Genomic DNA, 22,166 nt, shown 5'->3' with positions numbered 1-22,166 from the left:
CGTCTTGGCGTACTTCGTCACCGAGTACGCGAATTGGGCGTGTCGGGATGTCGACACGCCCAACGCCGAGGCCCGGCTCCGTACGGCGGAGCCGGGCCTCGGCGGTGTGAGAAGAGGGTCGGTCAGGGGCAGCTGATGCGGATGTCGCCCAAGTCCGTGGTGCAGGTGTCGGTGTTGTAGCCGCCGTTGGCGGTGTCGTTGGCGGAGACGCCGTCGACGGTGTTGAGGCGGTCGTTGCCGAAGTTGCCGATGAGGTTGTCGGTGCCGGGACCGCCGATGAGGTGGTCGTCGCCGTAGCTGCCGTCGACGCGGTCGTTGCCGGGGCCGGCGTGAACCGTGTCGTTGCCGAAGGAGGCGTTGACGGTGTCGTTGCCGCTCAGGGCGCAGATGACGTCGTTGGCGTAGCCGCCGTTGATCGTGTCGTTGCCGCTGGTGCCGATGATCGTGCAGCCGCGGGTGTTGTTGACGGTGGTGGTGACGCTCGCCGTGTTGTCCGCGGGAGTCGGGTCGCTCTGGGGTGCGCTCGCCTTCGCCGTGTCGGTGAGGGTGCCGACGCGTGAGGGCTCGGCAGTGATCGTCACCGTGGCCGAGGCGTTGGGGGCGAGGCTGCCGAGGGCGCAGGTGGCCTGGGACGGGGTGGTGGTGCAGCTGCCCTGGGTGGTGGTGGCGGAGAGGATCGTGCCGTTACCGGTGCCGGTGAGGGAGTCGGTCAGCTGGACGCCGGTCGCCGCAGTGGTCGACGTGCTCTTGTTGGTCACCTGCACGGTGTACGTCACCGCTTCACCGAGGGCGACCATGGTGGGCGCGCCCGTCTTCGTTACCAGCAGGTCCGCGGTCGCCGGGGGTGGCGGCGGAGGCGGGGTGATTCCCGAGACCTCGTAACGGATCACACCGCGCGCGGTGCTGTCCTCCGTGACGCCGGCCACGACGAGCTTTCCGTCCGGCTGGATGACGAGGGCCTGGCCCTGCTCCCAGTCGTCGTCGTAGAACGGGCCCACGTCGGTCGTCACCTTGCCGTCGCTGCTGAAGGTGCTGTCCAGGCTGCCGTCGGTGTTGTACCGGACCACTGCGAAGTCGTGGGGGTCCCCGGTTCCGGCCCCGCCTCCGGCGGCGACGATCTTGCCGTCCGACTGGAGTGCCACGTCATTGGCGGTGCCGGAGCCGGCCTCGAAGGTCGCGCCCACCCGGCCGTCACCGCCGAAGGTGGTGTCCGGAGTGCCATTGGTGTTGAAACGGGCCGTCGTGAAGCCCTCCGAGCTGTAGCCCGACACCACGATCCTATTGTCCGCTTGCAGCACCACGCCGTTCGCGGCGTCGATCGAGGTTCCCCAGTCGAGGAGCAACTGCCCGTCGCCGTCGAAGCCGGTGTCGGGGCTGCCGTCCGGGGTGTAGCGGGCCAGGACCGCGTCGGTGCTGTAGGCGGGGGGCACGTACCCCGCCGTGCCCACGGCGACGATGGTCCCGTCGGACTGCAGCGCCAGGTCCTGGACCGATGCCCCGCTGGTCGCGAACGTGCTCGTCACCCGGCCGTCCCCGCCGCCGAAGGTGTTGTCCAGGCTGCCGTCGGGCATCAGGCGCGCCAGCGCGAAGCCGCCCTGGGCCCCTCCGCCGGCGAGGATCCTGCCGTTGCCCAGCACCCGCACCGCGGAAGCCGAGGAGCCCTGACCGAAGTCCGGGAACGCCCGGCCCGCGTCGCCGAAGGTCAGGTCCAGGGTGCCGTTCGGGAGGTAGCGCAGCAGTGTGAACTGGCCCCAGGCGATGCCGTTCTGCTCGACGATGCTGGAGCCGGCCACGACGATCTTCCCGTCCGGCTGGAGCGCCAGCGCCTGGCCCGAGTCGCCGGAGCTGATGGTCGTCGCCACCGCGCCGCCGTCGCCGAAGGTGGTGTCCGGGGAGCCGTCCGCGTTGTAGCGGAGCAGCGAGAAGGCGCTGTCGCCGCCCTCGGCTGGTGTCAGGGTGCCGACGGTGAGGATCTTGCCGTCGGGCTGCAGCACCATGTCCGGGCTGTCCTCGTAGTAGGCGAGGTCGGTGATGACGATCCCGTCGCCCTGGCCGAAGGTCGGGTCGAGATCGCCCGACGCTCCCAGTGCCGTCCCCGGCCCGGCGACCGTGAGCGCCACGGCCGCGACGGTCGCCGTACAGGCCAGGCGGAGTCTTCTTCGCAAACCGGGGAGGGAAGTGGGCATGCGCATGCGGCGACTCCTTCAGGTGGGGCCGGAGGGTGGTCGCGGTCCGCTCCCGGACGGTCTGGTCGGGGGCCCGCGCGAAGGATCGTAGGAGTCAAGATCGACGACTGGGCCAGGTCATTTCGTGACACGCCGGGCGCTACGGCTGTACGGGTGCACGCGCCACCGGCGCCGGTCCGCCTCGGGCGTTTGAGTGCCACCCGGATGGGCTAAATTTGGACCTTCGTACGCCGGAACCGGTTGGGGAGAACGCAAATGACGGAAGCGATCCTGCTGGTCGGTGGACAGGGGACGCGGCTGCGCCCCGTCACGGTGAACACGCCGAAGCCGATGGTCCACACGGCAGGTGTTCCCTTCCTCGCCCACCAGATCGCCCGCGCCGCCGCCGCCGGCGTCACGCACATCGTGATGGCCACCTGCTACCTCGCCGAGGTCTTCGAGCCCTACTTCGGGGACGGGTCCGACTTCGGCGTCCACCTGGAGTACGTGGTCGAGGACGAGCCGCTGGGCACGGGCGGCGCCATCCGCAACGCGGCGCGGCTGCTCACCGGCGGCCCGGACTCCTCCGTGCTCGTCTTCAACGGAGACATCCTCACCGGCCTGGACATCGCCGGGCTCGTCGAATCGCACAAGGCGGCCGACGCCGACGTCTCCCTGCACCTGGTGCGGGTCGACGACCCGCGCGCCTTCGGCCTGGTCCCCACCGACGCCCACGGGCGGGTGCTGGCCTTCACCGAGAAGCCGCAGACGCCCGAGGAGATCATCACCGACCAGATCAACGCCGGCTGCTACGTCTTCAGGCGCAGCGTGATCGACACCATCCCGGCCGGCCGGTCCGTTTCCGTGGAGCGCGAGACCTTCCCCGGGCTGCTCGCCTCCGGGGCCACCCTGCACGGGGTCACCGAGAACACGTACTGGATGGACCTCGGGAAGCCGGAAGCCATCATCCAGGCCTCCGCCGACCTGGTCCGCGGCGTCGTCCCCTCCCCGGCCGTCCCCGGACGCCGCGGCGAGTCCCTCGTCCTGCCCGGCGCCCACGTGGCGGCCGGAGCCAAGCTGTCGGGGGGCACCGTCGTGGGCGCCGGAGCCCGCGTCGAGGCCGGCGCGGTCGTCCAGGGCTCCATCGTGCTGGCGGACGCGGTCATCGGCCCCGACGCACAGGTGTCCGCCAGTCTGATCGGCGCCGGCGCCTCGGTGGGCGCGCGGACCGTACTGGACGCCGCCGTCATCGGTGACGGAGCCGCCGTGGGGGCCGACAACGAGCTCCGCGCCGGCGCCCGGGTCTGGTGCGGGGCGCAGCTGCCCGACGCGGCGATCCGGTTCTCCTCCGACGCCTGAGCCGGGCGCCGGGTGCCCCGGCGAGGGGCGCCCGGCGGCGCGCGTGATCAGTTCCCGCGGACGGTGACCTTCTCGTCCTTCTGGATCTGCTGGACCAGCTGCTGCACCTTCGCCTTGTCCCAGACGAGGTTGCCGCCGCGCTGACCGGAGATCGGCATGTTCATGGACACGCCGTCACCGCCGCTGATGCCCTTCATCGCGAAGAACATCGACCCCATGTCGTACAGGCCCATGTCCTTGTCCACGATCAGCGTGTCCAGACCGGCGCCCAGCACCGGGTACAGCGCGAACGGGTTCAGGATCGTCGACGGGGTCGCCGCCTGGCTGGCCAGCGCCGACAGGAACTTCTGCTGGTTCTTGGTCCGCTGCAGGTCCGACTCGGCGAAGGCGTACCGGGTCCGTACGTAGGCCAGCGACTGCTCGCCGTTCAGCGTCTGGGTGCCCTCCTTGAAGTCGGCCCCGGACTTCTCGTCCTTGAACCCCTTCTCGATGTTCAGCTCCACCCCGCCCAGCGCGTCCACGATGTTCGCGAAGCCGGCGAAGCCGATCTCCGCGTAGTGGTCGATGCGCAGGCCGGTGTTGAACTCCACCGTCCGCACCAGCAGCTCCGGGCCGTCCTGCGCGTACGCCGCGTTCAGCTTGGTCCGCTTGCCGGTGCCCGAGAACGTCTTGCCCGACTCGGAGCCGACGAAGGACGGGATCTCCACGTCGGAGTCGCGCGGCAGGGAGATCATCGTGTTCCCGCTGGAGCACTTGGCGAGGATCATCATCGAGTCGGTGCGCTTGCCCTCGGCCGAGCCGGTGTGGAGCTTCTTCTTGTCCTCGGCGGACATGCCCTCACGGCTGTCGGAGCCCACGATCAGGTAGGTCGTGCAGTCGCCCTCCTTCGGGCGCTCGATGACCTTGGAGAGGTCCACCTCGCGGCGCACGTTGGAGTCGGCCCAGAAGTACGTGCCGATGCCCGTCACGAGCAGGCCCGAGACCAGCACGATCGAGCCGATCTTGATCCGCTTGCGCCAGTCCGGGGCCGGTCCCGCCGGCCGGGCCGTGCCGCCGGGGCCACCCGGTCCGCGCCCGCGCGGCCCGGCCGGCGGGTGGCCGCTGCCGCCGCCGTAGACCTGGCCGGTGTTGTAGCCGCTGTCGTAGCTGCCGCCGCTGTACGAGCCGTCCTGCTGCGGAGGCACGTAAGCGGGCCCGGCCGGCGGCTGAGCCGGGCGGCGCGGGGGCTGCGGCGGCTGCTGCGGCTGCCGGGACGCCTGGGGGCCGGGGCCGGGCCGCTGGACGTGCCTCATCCGCCGTGCGCCTTCCGGCTCCGCCTGGCCGCTGCCGCGGCCGTACCCGTCATCGCGGCGCCCGCGCTGGTCCTGCTCGCCGCTCCACCCGTCCCAGTCACTCATGTGCCCAAGAATGCCTGGCAGGCAGGGTCGCCCAACACCCCCGGCGGCTGTTCGTACCGGTGCTGTTGCAGAGCTGACACCGCCGGGCCGCACTTAGGCTTGCGATGCACGGCACCGGGCACCGCGGGCTGACCCGGCCTGATCCAAAAGACACGCCCTAAGCTGTCTCCATGACAGAGATACCGGGCGAGCTGCGGGGGAAGCCGATCTCGGCTTCCCGCACCACCCTGAGCCACATCATGACCGCCAACGACACCAACCTCCTCGGCACGGTGCACGGCGGCGTGATCATGAAGCTGGTGGACGACGCGGCGGGCGCCGTGGCCGGCCGCCACTCCGAGGGCCCGGCGGTCACCGCCTCCATGGACGAGATGGCCTTCCTCGCCCCCGTCCGCGTAGGCGACCTCGTCCACGTCAAGGCGCAGTGCAACTGGACCGGCCGCTCCTCCATGGAGATCGGCGTACGCGTCCTCGCGGAGCGGTGGAACGAGTCCACCCCCGCCACCCAGGTCGGCAGCGCCTACCTCGTCTTCACCGCGGTCGACGCCGAGGGCAAGCCCCGCGAGGTCCCGCAGGTGATCCGGGAGACCGAGCGGGACGAGCGCCGCTACCAGGAGGCCCAGATCCGCCGCACCCACCGGCTCGCCCGCCGCCAGGCCATCCGCGACCTGCGGGAAGAGCGGTCCGCACAGGGACTGGACGCCGACGTCTAGGCGGTCCACGCCGGGTCCGGTCAGGAGCCGCCGCAGACCACCTGGTCCCCGGTGACCACACCGAATTCGCCCTGGTACGGGTCCTCCGCGCGCACGGCCACCACCTTGCGGTAGTCGGCGCCCGCGATCACCACGACCGTCCGCCCCTGCCCCCGCACGGCCCGCATCTCACTGCCGGGCAGCGCGGTGGACACCGTACGGGCCGACCGGTCCCAGCGCGGGTCGTACGTGATCACCGTGCGCTTGACCTCCCGGCTCGCGCCGTTCCCCGGAGCCCGGGTGGTGTCGAAGCCGGTGGCGCGCAGCGCCGAGTCCACCCGGGTGCCCAGCCCGTCGATCCGGGTGCCGTTCTCCACCTGGACCCGGACCTGCCCCGGGGGCACGTCCACCGGCACCGCCGGCTGCCGGCGCACCGGCTTGCCGGGTGCGGGGGCCGGGGACAGCGGGCGGTCGTCGCGCAGCGCCTGGAAGAGCTTCGCGGCCTTCCCCTCGTCCCACTTCACGGTGGAGCCGATGCCCTTGACCGGGAAGGAGGGGTTGCCGACCGGCACGGAGGCGAACTCCGAGGAGGACGGGGTGAAATCGCGCATCGCCTGCCCGAGCGCCAGCATCTGCTCCGAGCCGAAGCCCCTGTCGGCCCGGACCGAGCTCAGCAGGGTGGAGCTGACCTGCTTGAACTTGACGGGGTTGAGCAGCACCCCGCCCCCGGTGGCCTGCTTGATCAGGGCGGCGATGAACCGCTGCTGGCGCTGCATCCGGCCCAGGTCCGAGGCCCCGTCGACATGGCGCGAGCGCACGTACTGCAGGGCCTGGCCGCCACTGAGCCGGTGGGTGCCGGGGAGCAGGTCGAGGCCGGTGTTGGGGTCCTTCATGGTCTTGGCGGTGCAGATCTCCACGCCACCCATGGCGTCGACCGTCTTCATGAAGCTGGTGAAGTCGACCTCCAGGTAGTGGTCGATCTTCACGCGGGTCATGCTCTCCACGGTGCGCACGGTCAGCTGGGGCCCGCCCTCGGCGTAGGCGGCGTTGAGCTTCACAGGGTGGGCCCCGTGCGGTTTGCCGCTGGAGCCGTCCACGTGCGCGGGCAGCTCCACGAAGCTGTCTCGGGGGAGGCTGACCACACTCGCCCGCGTCCGGTCCGCCGAGAGGTGGACCAGCATGACGGTGTCGGTGCAGTGGCAGGGCGCACCGCCCAGGCGGTACTCGCGCTTCTCCTCGGCGGTGATCTTGTCGCGGCCGTCGGTGCCGACGAGCAGGAAGTTCACCCCGTGCCCGGCCTGCGGGCGGTTCTTCATGTCCTTGAAGGGGTCCACGCGCTGGATCCCGGTGTCCAGCCCGGTCATCACCGCGTGCCCGAGGGCTCCCGAGCCCAGGACGAGCACCGACAGCCCCGCGGCGAGCCGGACCCCCCAGCGGGGTCTGTCCGCAGGCCGGTTCCCGCCGGACGGCCGGATCCCGCTGGGGGGTCCGGCCGGACCGCCTGGCCGCGGCGCGCGCTGCGACGGCCGGGCGGACCGGGCGGGCAGGGCGGGTCGGGTGGGACGGTGCGGCTGGGGCACGGGGGACACCTCGCACGTTCGGCAGATTCGTCAGAACAGTAGGTCCATACGATCAGCCGCTGTCCGTACTGCTGATCCGGCGCGCACCCGGTTCCCCCGTACGCGGTAACGTGACACCGATACCCGACCTTGAAGGACCACATGCCCGTCCAGCAGCCCGCAGTCTCGGTGATCATGCCGGTACTCGACGAGGAGCGCCATCTGCGCGACTCGGTCCACCACATCCTCGGACAGGAGTACGGGGGTGAGATGGAAGTGGTGATCGCCCTCGGGCCCTCCAAGGACCGTACGGACGAGATCGCCGCCGAGCTGGTGCGCGAAAATGCGTCCAATGACCGAGCCCGGGTGCACACCGTCCCGAACCCCACCGGCCGCACCCCCGCCGCCCTCAACGCGGCCATCCAGGCCTCGCGCCACCCGATCGTGGTGCGCGTGGACGGCCACGGCATGCTCTCCCCGAACTACATCGCCACCGCGGTCCGCCTCCTGGAGGAGACCGGCGCGCAGAACGTCGGCGGCATCATGCACGCCGAGGGCGAGAACCCCTGGGAGGACGCCGTCGCCGCCGCGATGACCTCGCGGATCGGAGTCGGCAACGCCGCCTTCCACACCGGTGGCAAGGCCGGCCCCGCCGACACGGTCTACCTCGGGGTGTTCCGGCGGGAGGCCCTGGAGGCCGCCGGCGGGTACAACGTGGAGTTCATCCGCGCGCAGGACTGGGAGCTGAACTTCCGCATCCGCGAAGCCGGCGGGCTGATCTGGTTCTCGCCGGAGCTGAAGGTCCAGTACCGGCCGCGGCCCTCGGTGCGCGCGCTCGCCAAGCAGTACAAGGACTACGGGCGCTGGCGCCACGTGGTGGCCCGCTACCACGCGGGCTCCATCAACCTGCGCTACCTCGCCCCGCCGGCCGCCGTCTGCGCGGTCGCCGCCGGCCTGATCGCCGGAGCGGCGCTCACCCCGTGGGCCTTCGTCCTCCCGGCGGGCTACCTCGCGGCGATCACCGCCGGCTCCGTCCCGGCCGGCAAGGGCCTGTCGCTGAAGGCCCGGCTGCAGATCCCCGTCGCCCTGGCGACCATGCACATGTGCTGGGGCTACGGCTTCCTGACCAGCCCGCGCTCCCTCGCGGCCAAGGTCATCGCGAGCCGCCGCCCGTCGGTGAGCCGGGACGCCGCCGAGCTCTGAGCCCGATTGCCCGAAAGGGGTGACCCGGTCCTCGTCGGACCAGGTCACCCCTTTCGGTGTGTGGAGGCGTCAGCCCGTCGGCGAGCCCGTGCTTCGGTCTCTCACTTCCATTGGTACGGCCCGTAGATGTCCATGCAGCTGGTGTCCGTGCCGTTGAGCACGTCGGCGGTCTCCGGGACCGAGCCGGCCTCGGGCGGTGCCTGCTGCGGGTAGACGGTGCCCTCGCGCCAGTCCGCACCCACCAGGACCGTGATCTTGGCTGCCGCGGCCGACTTCTGCACGGAGGTGCCCGGGATCCCGAGCGCCGCGGCCACGCTCTGCGCGTCGGCGGCCTGCGCGTCCGTGGCGTAGCGGACGACCGTCGCCTTCTCCGGGATGAGGGCGCTGTCCGCCTTGGCCAGCGCGAACCCCTTGGCGACCAGCTGGCCGGCGATGGCCGTGGCCCGCTTGCCCACCGGCTGCGCCCCGACACCCGTGCCGTTGATCACCTGTACGGCGATCTTCGCGGGGTCGGAGGCCGGCTGCGAGCTCGGCGCGGACGAGGGCGCGGGCGGCGAGGGCGATCCGCTCGCGGCCGCCGCCGGGGCGCCGTTCTTGTCCATGGCGACGTCCTCGCGGATCAGCTTCCACACCTTCGGGGCGTCCGTCGGGTTGAGGATCAGCCGGTCCTTGTCGCTCGGGGCCTGCAGCACCGGGATCGTGGCCGTCGTGATGCGGTTGACCGGCACGTCCTTGAGCAGCAGGGCGAGGTCGAGGAGCTTCTTGACCGACCCGATCTCCTCCGAGACCTTCAGCGCCTTCGTGGCCGCCTCGGCCAGGCCCGTGAGGCGGGGGAGGTCGGTGAAGGCGTTCTGGCTCTTGAGCCCTCGCATCATCGAGTTCATGTACATGTGCTGCGCCTTGGCCCGGCCCATGTCACTGCCGAAGGCGTGCCGCGTTCGCAGCCACTGGAGCGCCTGCTTGCCCTGGATCCTGGTGGTGCCCGCCTCCAGCTTGAGGCCCGAACCGCCTGTCCCCGACCCCGGCTTCGACTGGTCGAAGACGTTCTGGTTGACGCAGACGTCGACGCCGCCGATCGCGTCGGCCATGCTCACGACACCGACGAAGTCGATCAGCATCCAGTGGTCGATGTAGACGTTGGCCATCTTCTCCCAGGTGGCCAGGGTGCAGCCGGCACCCCCGCGCGCGAAGCTCTCGTTGATCATCATCTTGGTGGCTTTGTACTTGGTGCCCGTCGCGGGATCGGTGCACTCCGGGATGTCCACGATCGTGTCGCGCGGAACAGTGGTGATCGAGGCGTTCTTCCGGTCGGCCGATATATGGACCAGCATCTGCACGTCGGCCCGCACGGGGCCGCCGATCATGTCCCAGCCGCCGCCGAGTTTCGCGTTCGCCTCGTCGCGCAGGTCGGAGCCGAGCATCAGGATGTTGATCGGGCGCCGGCCCGCTGCGTCGGCCTCGCTCTTGGCGACCCCGCTGTCGCCGCTCAGGCGCTGGCCGCTGCGGATGTTGCCGTTGAGGTGGCGGTAGTAGAGGTAACCGGCCGCCGCCGTCACGAGTATGAGCAGCGCCACGATGGAGGCCGTCCAGCGCAGGACGCGCCGCCCGCGCCGGTTCGGGCGTCTGCCGCCGCCGCTCCCGCGGCCGGCGCGGCGGTGGCCGGAACCCGACCTCGGCGCCGGTACGGAACCGGTGGCCTCCGGACGGGTGCCGGCGCCGGATATGCCGTCGCCGGCCCGGCCCGGCGCCCCCTCCCCTTGCACGCTGCTGTGCCTCACGCGTCCCCCATCACGATCACTTTGTGTCGGTATTGTGCCGGTCCGACACGTTCCGGCATGTCATTTCGTGACCGTGGAGGGCCGGTCGGCCCGCCTGTCGGGTCACTTGGCGCAGACGGCCTTGTCCGCCTCGACCCGCTGGACGCCTTCGGGCGCCTGCTGAGGCGCGGTCATGGAGACCCCCGCCCCCTTGAAGTCCGCGCCGAGCGTCAACTTCATCGGCGTCTTGGGCGCGGCGTCGGCCGTGCCCGGCTTCAGAGCCGTCGCGGGAAGCCCCATCATGTCCGCCAACGCCCTGGCCTGATCGGCCTGATTGGGTGCGTACTCCAGCTGCGTGGCCTCCACCTTGGCGGGCGCGTTGCCCAGGTTGCTGGACTTGAGCACCCCCTTGGTGTTCTGCAGCCAGTTGAGCGTGCCGGACGCGGATCCGGCCGGGCCGCCGCCGTTGAGGACGTCCACCCGGACGTCATGGGCCGCCGCGCGGGGGCCCTGCAGCAGGGCGTCCAGCTGGGCCTTCGCGTCCGAGGCCGCCGCGTCCTTCGCGGCCTGTTCCTTCTTCTCGACCTCGGTGAGCGAGACGTCCCCGCGGATCATCTGCAACAGCGGTTCGGCCTGAGCCTGGTTGACCACCACGGTGGCCTTGACCTTCTCCGCCGGATTGTCGAGCACCGGAAGCGTGGTGAAGGTGATGTTCTTGAGGTCTATGCTCTTCAACTCGCCCGCGAGATCGGTGAGTTTCCTGATCGAACCTATCCCCGAATCCACGCTCAGCGACTTCGTGGCGGCTTCCGCGAGGGACAAGAACTTCTTCGGACTCGTCAGCGTTTCCTTGGACTTCATCTCGCGCATCATCGAACCGAGGAACTGCTGCTGGGTCTTGATGCGGTCGAGGTCGCTCTCGTTGCCGAAGGCGTGCCGGGTCCGTACGAAGGCCAGCGCCTGCTCGCCCTGCAGCCGGTGCTCGCCCGCCGTCAGCTTGAGCTTGGAGTCCTTGTCGTTGACGTCCTTGGCCACGCAGACCGGCACCCCGCCGACCGCCGTGCTCAGGTTCTTCACCGCGTTGAAGTCGGCCATCATGAAGTGGTCGACCTGGATCCCGGTGAGCTCCTTGACCGTGCGCATCGTGCAGCCCGCGTCGCGGCCCGACTGCCCGAGACTGGTGTTGAAGCGGGCCCCGCGCTCGCCGGGGATGTCCTTCGTCGAACCGTCCGGCTGCTTCGTGGGACAGACCGGCAGATTGGTGATCAGGTCGCGCGGGATGGACAGCGCCGTGGCGTTGGAGCGGTCCTTCGAGACGTGGAAGAGGATCGTCGTATCGGCGTGGCCGACGCTGCCGGCGTCCCCGTACCCCTCGTTGCCCGCGCCGCTGCGCTTGTCCGTGCCGATGACCAGGATGTTGATCGGCTGGTCCTTGCGGAAACCGCCGCTCGTGCCCGCGTCCCCGACGTCGGTGACCACGATGTTGTCGTTCAGGTGCTGGTAGTAGAGGTATCCCGTCACCGAGCCGCCGATCAGCAGCACGGCCAGGGTCCCGCCGGTGATGGTCAGGGCCCGTTTGCGGCCCCCGCCGCCGACTTTGCGCGAACGCGCGCCGCGCCGGCCGCCGCCGGGCGGAGGACCGTCACCGCGACGCGGTCCGGGGACCGCGGGGGACGGGGCCGCGGGGGAGCGGGGCGGAACGGGAGCCCTACGGGGCGCCGCGCGGGGGACGGACCGCTGCGAGGGTGCTTGCGCAGCGGAATCTTCCAGTCGCAGCTCGTAGTTGCCGGTGCGGGGGTTGAGTACCCACTGGTCTGCGGGGTCGATCTCGTCGGCCCGTCCACGGCTTTGCGCATCCACGGTTTGCTCGAATCCTCCGTCGGTGCTTCGCGACGCGCCTCCCCCAGGCGCACGGTCAACGATCCGGCTGCTGGCACACGGCCTCTGTGCTGGCCGGGCGCCGGATCGCTCACCTTATCCGGACACGTTCGCCGCAAACCATGCTGGTGATGAATTCCACGCACTTACAACGGGGCAATCGCCCCAACAAGCTCGGCCCGGGCACCGGCTTTTGAGATTGCTTTACCGGCAGTCGGCCACACCGGCCGTGGTGCCGGTGAAAGTGGGGGCGGGAGTGGAGGGCTGCTCCGCGGTTCCCGGGCCGTCCGCCGTGGCGCGCGCCGCGTCGCCGGCCGCCGCCTCGTCCCGCTGCCCGTCCCGTTCCCCGTCCCCGTCCCCGTCCCCGTCCGGCCGGGAGGCCGGAGCGGGCGTGGGCGTGGGCGTGGGCGTGGCCGCGGGCGGGGCGATGGTCAGCGGCTGGTCCGCCCGCAGCCGCTGGAAGAGCTGGGTCGCGTCCGGCTGGCTCAGTTCGTCCCGGTTGCGGTCGGCGGCGTACGGCCGGCGCGGCACCGTGAGGAACTTGATCTGGTCGGTCGGGATGTCGCGTACGCCCCGGACCAGTTCGTACAGCCCCCGCAGCGAGGCCAGCCCCGGGTCGGTGGTCACCGAGGAGGTCGCCGCGTCCAGCAGCGGGTACAGCCGTGCCGGATTGAGCAGCACCCCGTTGCTCTGCACCTTCTTGACGAGCGACCCGAGGAACGCCTGCTGGCGCTCCATGCGCTCGGTGTCGCTGCCGTTGCCCAGGCTGTAGCGGGCCCGTACGAAGCCCAGTGCCTGCTCACCCTGCAGGGTCTGCCGGCCCGCCGGCAGCTTCAGCTTGGCCTCGGTGTCGTCCACCGGCCGCCGCAGGCACACCTCGACCCCGCCGATGGCGTCCACCATCTTCTTGAAGCCGTTGAAGTCCAGCACCATGTGGTGATCGACCCGGATCCCGGTCAGCGCCTCGGCCGTGCGGATCGTGCACGCGGTCCCGCCCCACTCGAAGGCCCAGTTGAACTGGGCGAACTGCTCCCGGGTGCGGCTGCCGTCCGGCGTCAGGCACGCCGGTATCTCCGCCATCAGGTCCCGCGGTATCGACACCGCCGTCGCACTCTTCCGGTCCGCCGGCAGGTGCAGCAGGATCGTGGTGTCCGAGCGCTGGGTGCCCTCGTCCTGTCCGTACGGGGCGTTGCCCGCGCCGGTGCGGGAGTCCGAGCCGATCAGCAGGATGTTCTGTGCGCCGCCCGCCAGGTGTGCCGGGCGCTCCTTGTCGTAGCGCCGCAGCTCGGCGGCGGCCGAGGTGTCCTCGGCGATGTTCCCGTCGAGCTTGGAGTAGATCCACCAGCCCGTGCCCGCCCCGACGGCGACGAGCAGGCCGGTCCCGAGCCCGGCCCAGCGCAGCAGCCGGCGCCGCCTGCGGCCACTCGGAGGCTTCTCGCCTCCGGCCGCATCGGTGCCGCCCGGTATGCCCGCGCTGTCCGTCACTCGAGTTCCGTCCCCTCACCCGAACCGGTACGGGCCGTACGGGTGAGTACGGCCTGTGCCGATACTGCCCCCGGGTGATCGATGCGGCCCGGGGGCGCGACCGTGTATAGGGCCATGTGGGTGACAAATGGCCGATATCCGGCATTGGGCGGTGTGGGTGACGGCGGGGTGGGGCCGGGTCAGGCCGTGTGGGTGACCCGCTCGCTCTCGATCCGCTGCGCCAGGGCCCCCTCGGCCAGCCCCTCGGCGTTGCGGCACAGCACCACGGAGCCGCCCGTGGCCAGGGCCGCGTAGAGCCCGGCCGAGAGCCCCTCCCAGCTGTCGTAGCCCTGCCGGGACAGCACCCGCGCCCCCTCGCCGAAGCCGAGCTTCGCCGCGTCCTCGCGGGCCCGCTCGCAGATCCGCGCGTACGAGAGCTCCTCGCCGCCGACCACCAGCCCCGGGCCGTCCGCGTCCACGGGCTGGAAGGGCGCGAACCGGTCGCCCTGCCCCGGCACCTCGACGGCGTAGTCGGCGAACCCGGCCGGCGGCTGCGGGAAGCGCCCGCCCAGCGGCCGCAGCGCGAGCGCCACCCGCTCGCCGGAGCACGCGGAGGCCTCCTGAAGCGTGTCCGGGCCGCTCACCACGAGATCGGCGCCGCCCGGATCCCCGCCCACCTCCACCACGACCCCGACGGAGGCGCAGGCGAGCAGCCACACGGCGCTCTGCCAGTGCGCGGGCAGCAGCAGGGCGAGCCGGTCGCCGGGCTCGGCGCCCAGGTCGCCCTGGAGCAGATTGGCGGTCTTGGCCACCCAATTGGCGAAGGTCGCGACGGACAATTCGACGCGCTCGCCCGTGGCGTCGTCGTAGAAGGTGACGAGCGGGCGGCCGGGATCGGCGGCGAGCGCGGATCGCAGCAGGTCGGCAGGGGTGCGGTCAGTGGCGTTCACGGACCAGAGCCTACGCGGGGCAGCCCGCGCCCCTCCTCCGTACGGCCGCAGCACGATCCCCCGTACGGAGGAGGGGTATCGCCGCCCGGACCGGACGGCGCGTCAGTTCTCGGATGGCGCCGGCCCCCGGCAGTCCCCAGCATCCTTTCCATGCGTGCATTCCTTGCTTCCTCGATCGGCGTCGCGACGGCTGCCGCACTGGCCCTGCCGCTCGCGCTCTCCTCCACGGCCCTCGCCCACCCGGCAGCGACGCAGCCATCGGCCGCGGCGGGCTCGGCAGCCCCCGCGGCCCCCGCCGGATCCACCCAGTCCCTGCCGCTCGCCCCCGTGGGACCCGCGGCGGACCGCACCACCGGGGTCCCCGGCATGAGCACCTCGCCCCGGCTGCCCGAGACGCGGGGCCTGTCGGCGCGCGAGGTCAAGACCTTCTCGCTGGTCGGCGTCGTCTGGGACGACGCGAGCACCCAGCTCGACGGCCGCGTCCAGGTCCGCACCCGCTCCGTGGACACCTCGGCCTGGTCCGAATGGCAGGACGTCGACACCCACAACAGCGAACACGCCGCCGACCCCGACACGGTCGAACGCGGCTCCGGCCGGGTCCGCGGCAGCACCGCCCCCCTGTGGGTAGGGCAGTCCGACGGCATCGAGGTCCGCGTCCAGGCGGAACCGGGCGGCCGCGTGGTGAGCAGCGGGCTCCCGACGGGCATGCGCATCGAACTGGTGGACCCGGGGGGCTCGTCCCGCCCCGGATCGGACGCCAAGAACGCCAACACGTCCGAAGAGGCCACCCCGGACCGCCCTTCCCCCGTCGATGACGACGACAAGGGGGAGCTGGCCCTCCTCCCCGGCATGACGATGGAGATGGCGGAGTCCTCCTCCGTCAACGTCCCGATGGCCCCCCTGGGCGCCCAGGAGATCCCCGCCCTCAACAAGGCCGACTCCACCGCCGACGCGGTCCTCGCCGACGAGGCGCTCGCGGCCGCCCCGTACATCGGCCCCCGCCCGAAGATCGTCACCCGGCTGGGATGGGGCGCGGACGAGAGCCTGCGCGAAAAGGGCTTCGTCTACACGAACAAGGTCAAGGCCGCCTTCGTCCACCACACCGCCTCGGGCAACAACTACGCCTGCAAGGACGCCCCGGCGGTCCTGCGCAGCCTGTACCGCTACCACGTGGTCAGCAGCGGCTGGCGCGACATCGGCTACAACTTCGCCGTCGACAAGTGCGGCACCGTCTACGAGGGCCGGGCGGGCGGAGTCGCCAAGGCGGTGCTCGGCGCGCACACCATGGGCTTCAACACCGACAGCATGGGCGTGGCGGTGATCGGCACCTTCGCGTCCACCTCTCCCCCCAAGCCCGCGGTCGACGCGGTGGCCCGCCTCACGGCCTGGAAGCTGGGCCTCTTCGGAGCGGACCCCCGCGCGAAGACCACCCTCCGCTCGGGCGGCGGCAACCTCTACGCGAAGGGCAGCAACGTCCGCCTGAACGTCATCTCGGGCCACCGGGACGGCTTCGCCACGGAATGCCCCGGCCGCCACCTCTACACCCAACTCCCCCCCACCCGAACCGCCTCAGCCAAACTCCAGGGCCGCCCGTAGCCGCACTCCCTTTTTTGACGCGCCGCTCGCGCGGTGCGGCCCTGGCGGGCCTTACCGGCTTCGCGCCGCTGCGCCGGACTCCGTCCGGGCGGTGGCCGGTCGGGGTGCCCGCCACCGCCGTCCCGGCGTGGGGCCGGTGGGCGGGTGCGGCTGATTGGGCCCTGCGGGGCGAAGTCCCCTACCCACCCTTCGCCCGTTCCCCGGGCTCCGCCCGGCCCCGTTGCCGAGTGCGGCGCCGCTGCACGGGGGCCCACCCCCGGCCCCCCGCGCCTCAAACGCCGGCGGGGCTGGAATGACCCTCCGGTCCCTCCAGCCCGTGGGCGTGCAGGTGCCGGCTGACGCTGCCCCAATCCAGCCTCGCCGGCGTTGGCGGCGCGGGGTCTGGGGCTTTTCAGCCGTCCGGCGTTTGAGGACCGGGGTCTGGGGCGGAGCCCCAGGGAGTCCGGGCGCAGCCCGGCACCCCTCCAGCCAGTCCGGCGCTTGAGGACCGGGTCCGGGCGGCGCCGGGTGGTATCCCCAGCCCCCGCCGGCGGAGGACCGGGTTCGGGCGGCGCCGGGTGGTATCCCCAGCCCCCGCCGGCGGAGGACCGGGTCCGGGCAGCGCCCGGTGGTATCCCCAGCCCCGCCGGCGTTTGAGGCGCGGGTCCGGGCCGGCCCGGGGAACGGTGGAAGGGCGGGTAGGGGACAGCCCCCGCAGGGCTACGCTCAAGGCATGCCCGGCCGCTACGACCCCCTCACCCGCACCGCGATCCGCGGCGGCCGCACCACCGTGCCCGAACCCACCGGCCAGGGCTCCGGCCCGGACACGGGCCCGAGCGGCGGCCCCGCCTCTGGCCCAGTCTCCGGTCCGGCCCCCGCTTCGGGCGCCGCCCCGGATTCCGCCCCGGACTCCGGCTCGGGCGGCGGCCCTGCTTCCGGCCTAGCCGCCAGCCCGGCACCCGCCTCGGGCGTCGGCCCGGTCTCCGGCTCGGGCGCCGGCCCGGCACCCGCTTCGGGCGCCGGCCCGGACTCCGACACGGGCGTCGGCCCAGCCCCCGGCACGGGCACACGCACCGCCCCCACCCCCGGCACCCCCCGAGCCCGCTCCTGGACGCCACCCACCGGCACGGTGGACCTGGGCCTCACCCTCGGCCCCCTCAGACGGGGCCCCGCCGACCCCACCTTCCGCGCCACCGCGGGAGCGGTCTGGCGAGCGACCCGGACCCCCGCCGGCCCGGCCACGCTCCGCGTCACGCGGGACGGGTCCGGGGTGACCGCCACCGCGTGGGGCCCCGGCGCCGACTGGATCCTCGACGGCCTGCCGGAACTGCTCGGCTCCGCCGACGACCCGGCCGCCTTCGTCCCCCGCCACCGCCTCCTGCACGCCAGCCACCGCCGCCGCCCCGGCCTGCGCCTGACCCGCACGGGCCTGGTCCTGGAGTCCCTGATCCCCACGGTCCTGGAACAGAAGGTCACCGCCGACGAGGCGTACCGCGCCTGGCGCCGCCTCGTACGCCAGTACGGCGAACCGGCCCCGGGCCCGGGCCCGGGCCCCGACGAAGGCGGCAGCGGCCGCGACCGCGCCCTCTACGTGATGCCCGACCCCCGCACCTGGACCCTCATCCCGTCCTGGGACTGGCACAAGGCCGGGGTCGACTCCAAGCGCTCCGCCACCATCGTCCGCGCGGCCCGCCTCGCAGCCCGCCTCGAAGAGGCCGCCGCGATGGACCTGCCGGCGGCCACCGCCCGCCTGGAGGCGGTCCCCGGCATCGGCCCGTGGACCTCCGCCGAAGCCCTCCAGCGCAGCAACGGCGCCGCGGACGCCGTCACCACCGGCGACCTCCACCTACCCGGCATCATCGGCTACGCCCTGGCCGGAGACCGGGACGCCGACGACGCCGCCATGCTGGAGCTCCTCGCCCCGTACGCCGGCCAGCGCCACCGCGCGGCCCGCCTCATCCTCCTGGCCGGCGCCGCCCCGCCCCGCCGAGCCCCCCGGATGCCCCGGAGCGACATCGGCAGGCTCTAGGGCCTGTCGTCAAACTCCCGTCTGCCTCGCGACGCCTGGCACGCGCTCTCGGCGCACCGGACGGAAGCCAAGTACGTCCAGTACGCGGGCTTCCGCCCGGCACACCGAGAGCACGCACCAGACGCCGCGAGGCCGCCCTTCGGGCGACGACGGGAGTTTGACGACAGGCCCTAGGCCCAAGCCGGGTCACCCCGCAGGGTCACCGCACCTCGATGAACGCCTCCGCCGCCCGCCCCGCCCGCTCCGCCGGAGCGACCGCGGCGTGCCCCACGGCCACCGCCCCCATGGGGTCCCAGTCCTCCGGAAGCCCGAGCACCTTGCGGACCACGTCCCGGCAGAACATCGTCGAGGACACCCACGCGGAGCCCAGCCGTTCACCGGCCAGCGCGACCAGGAAGTTCTGTACGCCCGCGCCCATCGCGACGACGAACATCTCCCGCTCCGCCGCGTCCCGCCTCGCGTGCCCGTAGTCGTGCGCGCCGTCCGTGACCAGGCAGGGCACCACCAGATAGGGCGCGGCCCGCAGGACGTCGCCCCGCCGGACCCGCTTCGCGATGGACTCCTCGGACTTGCCGTCCCGCCGCAGGTCCTCGATCCAGGCGTCCCGCATCGCGTCCAGCAGTTCCAGCCGGGCGCCCGCCGACTCCAGCAGGACGAACCGCCACGGCGTCGTGTGGTGCGGGGCCGGGGCCGTCACGGCCGCCGCCACCGCGCGTCGCACCGCGCCCGGGTCCACCGGCTCGGCCGTGAAGGCCCGTACGGTACGCCGCTGCGTCACGGCTTCCCGTACCGCCTCCGAGGTGCCCAGCCGGAACATGTCGTCGGCCGGCGAGCGGACCAGGTCGGCCGCCGAGGACCCCTCGCCCAGTACGTGCTGCAGCCCGCGCACGATCGCCACCGGCAGGCCCAGGGCCTTGCCCTTGACCAGGTCGCCGGCGGCGGCCAGCTCGTCGGCGGTCGCGACGACCGTCGCGCTCAGCGGGTTCCCGTGGGCGTCGGCGCCTCCGCGCAGGTCGTCCAGGACCTGTACGCCGGCCGAGCCGATCGCCACGTCCGTGAGCCCGGTGCGCCACGGCCGTCCGAAGGTGTCCGTCACGATCACGCCCACGTCCACGGAGCGCAGCTCCCGCAGCCGGGCCCGGATGGCGGCGGCCGAGGCGTCGGGGTCCTCGGGCAGCAGCAGGACGGTGCCGGCCTCGGTGTTCGAGGCGTCGACCCCGGCGGCCGCCATGACCAGCCCCTGCCGGTTCTCCACGATCCGCAGCGTTCCCCGGCGCGCGACGACCCGTACGGTCTCGGCGTCGATCGCCTCTTCGCGCGAATCGGCGCGGACGATCCGGCCCTCCGCCTTGGAGACGATCTTCGAGGTGACGAGCAGGATGTCGCCGTCCCGCAGCCGCGAGTGGGTGCCGGATCCGGCGGGGACGTCCGTCGCGGTGGCGATCAGCGCCGCCAGGTCGTCGCCGGGCCGTACCTCGGGGATCCCGCGGACTGCCTGCACCAGGTACTGGTGCAGGGGGTTCTCGGGGATCACCGGGAGGCCTCCGCCAGTTCCAGCGCGGCCCGCGCCATCTCCGCGGTGGCGGCCAGGTCGGTCATCATCAGCGGCACCGCGCGGCAGGTGATGCCGGCGGCCTCCACTTCGGCGACGGCGTCCGCGTCGGCGGTGTCGACGAGCCAGCCGTCGAGCAGTTCGGTGCCGTAGTGCCGGGCGACGGCCGCGGCGGTCGACTCGACGCCGACGGCGGCCAGCACCTTGTCGGCCATCCCGCGCACGGGAGCTCCCCCGACGATGGGGGAGAGGCCCACCACGGGGGCCGCGGCGGCGGCCACGGCCTCGCGGATGCCGGGTACGGCGAGGATGGTCCCCACCGACACCACCGGGTTCGACGGTGGGAAGAGGATCACGTCGGCGGCCTCGATGGCCTCCAGGACGCCGGGCGCGGGCTTGGCCTGCTCGGCGCCCACGGGGACGACGGCCTCGGCGTCCACCGCGGCGCGCATCCGCACCCAGTACTCCTGGAAGTGGATGACCCGGCGCTCGCCGCTCTGGGAGTCGGTGATCGCGACGTGGGTCTCGACCCGGTCGTCGGACATGGGGAGCAGCCGGACCCCGGGCTGCCAGCGGTCGCAGAGGGCTTCGGTGACGGCGCTGAGCGGGTAGCCCGCGCCGAGCATCTGCGTACGGACGATGTGGGTGGCGAAGTCGCGGTCACCGAGGCCGAACCAGGTGGGTCCGACCCCGTACGCGGCGAGTTCCTCCTTGACGGTGAAGGACTCGTCGGTGCGGCCCCAACCCTGGTCCTCGTTGATGCCACCGCCGAGGGTGTACATCACGGTGTCCAGGTCGGGGCAGACCTTGAGCCCGAACAGGTGAATGTCGTCACCGGTGTTGCCGATGACCGTGATCTCCGCGTCGGGAACCGCGGCCTGGAGACCGCGAAGGAAACGGGCGCCGCCGATGCCGCCGGCCAGAACAACAATGCGCATACCGCGAAGTCTGTCAGGCGGCGTCGGGGATCAGACGGACAGGGCCTCGGGCCGGGCCGGAGAGCAGCTGTGCATCGGCATCTCGGTCAGGCCGGGGAAGTACACGTGCAGGCTGACGGCCCCGTCGAGGCTGTCGTTCTGCACCTCGTGGGCGTAGCCGGGGGCGAAGACGCGCTGGGAGCCGGCGCCGAGGGCGAGCGGGCCGCGAGCGGTGTGCTCGGTCAGTTCGCCGTCCAGGACGGTCAGCACGCCGGAGGAGGCGCCGTGGTCGTGCAGGCCGCTGCCCTGGCCGGGGACCCAGCTGAGCAGCCAGACCTCGTAGCCGGGGCCGGTGCGCAGCCGGTGGTACCAGCGGGTCGTGGCGTCGTACCGGACCAGGTGCTCCCACTCGGAGCGGTCGGCGGCGATGGAACGCGCGAGGCCCACGAACTCGGCGACGGTGGCCGGGTGCTCGCGGGCGGGCTGCAGGAGGTGCTGGACGGAGAGGATGTCGCCGGCGATCTGGAGGTCGCTCTCGACCCTCGCCGGGGCGGTGGCTGCGGGGGTGGCGTTCAGGGTGCTGGTGCTGTTCATCGGGGGGTTCCTCGACAAATGTCAGTCGTGCGGCGGTTGCTGTGGGGGGCGAGCTGGAACTCAAGGGAGCCGGAGCTCCCGAGTTGCATCAACAGCTGCAACAGCAACAGCGAACCTGGGCAGCGCACAGGAACCCACGAATGGGGGTCCGGGTGGCGGCTGAGGGCGCTGACATGGCTACAAGAAGACCGGGTGGGGGGCCGGACTGTCAACCCAATGTCCGATTTGATAGAAAAGTTTCACCTCATCCGGTTAACGTGCCCGGAGAAAGGTTTGTGCAGTCGGCACCAGGGGATGTGGCGCTTCGAGTCGCGCTGCAGACCGCTGTGGCGGCTCTCAAACCCGTAGAGCCGTGCGATGTCTCTCTGTGGCTGAAATGTGATCTACGCCGCTCCTTCGGCTGGATCGGAACCCCACCACAGAGTGACGCGTCGACCACGGGGGAGGGGGTCCCACAAGCGGTACGTGTGGCATGTGTGGCATGTGTCACGATTTTTGGCGATATGAACACTTTCTGCATAGGCTTGGTTCCGCAGAGTGAATAAGGGGCCCAATAGCAGATCTCGGCTTGACTGCGCTGGAGCCCCGCACTTGTAATTTCACTCGTGTCGTTACGTAGCGATGAGTGACGGCATGACCACGGGGACGCACAGACAGAGCGAGGGGCGCACATGACCGAGCTGGTTCAGGAACTGCTGGTCGAGGAGGCGGACGAAGAGCTCGGATGGCAGGAGCGAGCTCTCTGCGCCCAGACCGACCCCGAGTCCTTCTTTCCCGAGAAGGGCGGCTCGACCCGCGAGGCCAAGAAGGTCTGCCTCGCCTGCGAGGTCCGCTCCGAATGCCTCGAGTACGCCCTCGCCAACGACGAGCGATTCGGCATCTGGGGCGGCCTGTCCGAGCGCGAGCGACGACGCCTGAAGAAGGCCGCCGTCTGAAGCGCCCTCGGCGCGCACCGAACGGCGCCCACGGCAGGGCCCGCGGCACGGCCCGCGGCACGGCCCACGACATATCCGACGGCCCACCCGAAGGCATAGCCGCCTGTGCACCCGGCCTCACGCACGGCAGCGGCCGCAGT

General features: G+C 72.1%; 16 protein-coding genes. 6 read left to right on the top strand and 10 right to left on the bottom strand.

The genetic code is table 11. From position 1 onward, the window contains the following. Positions 1-122: 122 nt before the first annotated feature. Positions 123-2,192: a calcium-binding protein gene (locus tag AC3IYI_RS15645; protein ID WP_489410750.1), complete on the bottom strand. Its 2,070-nt coding sequence runs from the start codon at positions 2,190-2,192 to the stop codon at positions 123-125. A gap of 249 nt (positions 2,193-2,441) precedes the next feature. Here AC3IYI_RS15645 and manB point away from each other — a divergent pair, with 249 nt between their 5' ends. Beyond that, a complete protein-coding gene (gene manB, locus AC3IYI_RS15640) occupies positions 2,442-3,524 on the top strand; it encodes a mannose-1-phosphate guanylyltransferase (RefSeq protein WP_489410749.1) in 1,083 nt (360 codons plus the stop codon). A 47-nt stretch (positions 3,525-3,571) separates the two neighbouring features. Here the strand turns inward: manB and AC3IYI_RS15635 are convergent, their stop codons facing one another. Then, entirely contained in the window at positions 3,572-4,921 is a 1,350-nt protein-coding gene (locus tag AC3IYI_RS15635) for an LCP family protein (RefSeq protein WP_489410748.1), read from the bottom strand. A 170-nt stretch (positions 4,922-5,091) separates the two neighbouring features. On the opposite strand from AC3IYI_RS15635, the gene AC3IYI_RS15630 reads away from it, so the two are divergent. Next, the gene (locus AC3IYI_RS15630) at positions 5,092-5,634 is read left to right on the top strand and encodes an acyl-CoA thioesterase (protein ID WP_489410747.1); all 543 of its coding nucleotides are present in this window, start codon (positions 5,092-5,094) and stop codon (positions 5,632-5,634) included. Between the two features lie 20 nt (positions 5,635-5,654). Here AC3IYI_RS15630 and AC3IYI_RS15625 read toward each other — a convergent pair whose 3' ends face one another. Continuing rightward, entirely contained in the window at positions 5,655-7,193 is a 1,539-nt protein-coding gene (locus AC3IYI_RS15625) for an LCP family protein (protein ID WP_489410746.1), read from the bottom strand. Between the two features lie 141 nt (positions 7,194-7,334). Between AC3IYI_RS15625 and AC3IYI_RS15620 the strand changes: the two genes are divergently transcribed. After that, positions 7,335-8,375, top strand: a complete 1,041-nt coding sequence (locus tag AC3IYI_RS15620; protein ID WP_489410745.1) for a glycosyltransferase family 2 protein — start codon at positions 7,335-7,337, stop codon at positions 8,373-8,375. Between the two features lie 101 nt (positions 8,376-8,476). Here the strand turns inward: AC3IYI_RS15620 and AC3IYI_RS15615 are convergent, their stop codons facing one another. From AC3IYI_RS15615 to AC3IYI_RS15600, 4 genes are all read right to left on the bottom strand, one after another. Beyond that, positions 8,477-10,153, bottom strand: a complete 1,677-nt coding sequence (locus AC3IYI_RS15615; RefSeq protein WP_489410744.1) for an LCP family protein — start codon at positions 10,151-10,153, stop codon at positions 8,477-8,479. Positions 10,154-10,255: 102 nt separating this feature from the next. Further along, positions 10,256-11,992 carry an LCP family protein gene (locus AC3IYI_RS15610; protein WP_489410743.1) on the bottom strand — a complete coding sequence of 579 codons (1,737 nt, stop codon included), beginning with the start codon at positions 11,990-11,992 and terminating at the stop codon, positions 10,256-10,258. A 222-nt stretch (positions 11,993-12,214) separates the two neighbouring features. Then, positions 12,215-13,495 (bottom strand): LCP family protein, encoded by a 1,281-nt coding sequence (locus AC3IYI_RS15605; RefSeq protein WP_489410742.1) that lies wholly within the window; start codon positions 13,493-13,495, stop codon positions 12,215-12,217. 179 nt (positions 13,496-13,674) lie between these two features. Further along, on the bottom strand, positions 13,675-14,424 hold the full coding sequence (locus AC3IYI_RS15600) for a TIGR03089 family protein (protein ID WP_489410741.1): 750 nt from the start codon (positions 14,422-14,424) through the stop codon (positions 13,675-13,677). 150 nt (positions 14,425-14,574) lie between these two features. Between AC3IYI_RS15600 and AC3IYI_RS15595 the strand changes: the two genes are divergently transcribed. Further along, positions 14,575-16,020 (top strand): peptidoglycan recognition protein family protein, encoded by a 1,446-nt coding sequence (locus tag AC3IYI_RS15595; RefSeq protein ID WP_489410740.1) that lies wholly within the window; start codon positions 14,575-14,577, stop codon positions 16,018-16,020. A 1,108-nt stretch (positions 16,021-17,128) separates the two neighbouring features. Further along, positions 17,129-18,028, top strand: a complete 900-nt coding sequence (locus AC3IYI_RS15590; RefSeq protein ID WP_489411544.1) for a DNA-3-methyladenine glycosylase family protein — start codon at positions 17,129-17,131, stop codon at positions 18,026-18,028. Between the two features lie 199 nt (positions 18,029-18,227). Here AC3IYI_RS15590 and AC3IYI_RS15585 read toward each other — a convergent pair whose 3' ends face one another. The 3 genes from AC3IYI_RS15585 to AC3IYI_RS15575 are packed head-to-tail and all read right to left on the bottom strand — an operon-like array spanning position 18,228 to position 21,091. Then, entirely contained in the window at positions 18,228-19,562 is a 1,335-nt protein-coding gene (locus AC3IYI_RS15585; RefSeq protein ID WP_489410739.1) for a coenzyme F420-0:L-glutamate ligase, read from the bottom strand. Beyond that, the gene (cofD, locus tag AC3IYI_RS15580; RefSeq protein ID WP_489410738.1) at positions 19,559-20,518 is read right to left on the bottom strand and encodes a 2-phospho-L-lactate transferase; all 960 of its coding nucleotides are present in this window, start codon (positions 20,516-20,518) and stop codon (positions 19,559-19,561) included. Before cofD ends, AC3IYI_RS15585 begins: the two co-directional genes overlap by 4 nt. Before the next feature lie 30 nt (positions 20,519-20,548). Beyond that, positions 20,549-21,091 (bottom strand): cysteine dioxygenase, encoded by a 543-nt coding sequence (locus AC3IYI_RS15575; protein WP_489410737.1) that lies wholly within the window; start codon positions 21,089-21,091, stop codon positions 20,549-20,551. Positions 21,092-21,762: 671 nt separating this feature from the next. Here AC3IYI_RS15575 and AC3IYI_RS15570 point away from each other — a divergent pair. After that, positions 21,763-22,026, top strand: coding sequence for a WhiB family transcriptional regulator (locus AC3IYI_RS15570; RefSeq protein WP_112450237.1), 264 nt, complete (start codon positions 21,763-21,765; stop codon positions 22,024-22,026). Positions 22,027-22,166 lie beyond the last annotated feature (140 nt).

Source organism: Streptomyces sp. GL_148 (assembly GCF_057834205.1).
The sequence above is the reverse complement of the archived record's forward strand: the minus strand, read 5'-3'. Positions and strand labels throughout refer to the sequence as shown.

Coding starts and splice junctions, on each gene's coding strand:
- AC3IYI_RS15645 (WP_489410750.1), bottom strand. CDS start 2,192: ATGCGCATGCCCACTTCCCTCCCCGGTTTGCGAAGAAGACTCCGCCTG.
- manB (WP_489410749.1), top strand. CDS start 2,442: ATGACGGAAGCGATCCTGCTGGTCGGTGGACAGGGGACGCGGCTGCGC.
- AC3IYI_RS15635 (WP_489410748.1), bottom strand. CDS start 4,921: ATGAGTGACTGGGACGGGTGGAGCGGCGAGCAGGACCAGCGCGGGCGC.
- AC3IYI_RS15630 (WP_489410747.1), top strand. CDS start 5,092: ATGACAGAGATACCGGGCGAGCTGCGGGGGAAGCCGATCTCGGCTTCC.
- AC3IYI_RS15620 (WP_489410745.1), top strand. CDS start 7,335: ATGCCCGTCCAGCAGCCCGCAGTCTCGGTGATCATGCCGGTACTCGAC.
- AC3IYI_RS15595 (WP_489410740.1), top strand. CDS start 14,575: ATGCGTGCATTCCTTGCTTCCTCGATCGGCGTCGCGACGGCTGCCGCA.
- cofD (WP_489410738.1), bottom strand. CDS start 20,518: ATGCGCATTGTTGTTCTGGCCGGCGGCATCGGCGGCGCCCGTTTCCTT.
- AC3IYI_RS15575 (WP_489410737.1), bottom strand. CDS start 21,091: ATGAACAGCACCAGCACCCTGAACGCCACCCCCGCAGCCACCGCCCCG.
- AC3IYI_RS15570 (WP_112450237.1), top strand. CDS start 21,763: ATGACCGAGCTGGTTCAGGAACTGCTGGTCGAGGAGGCGGACGAAGAG.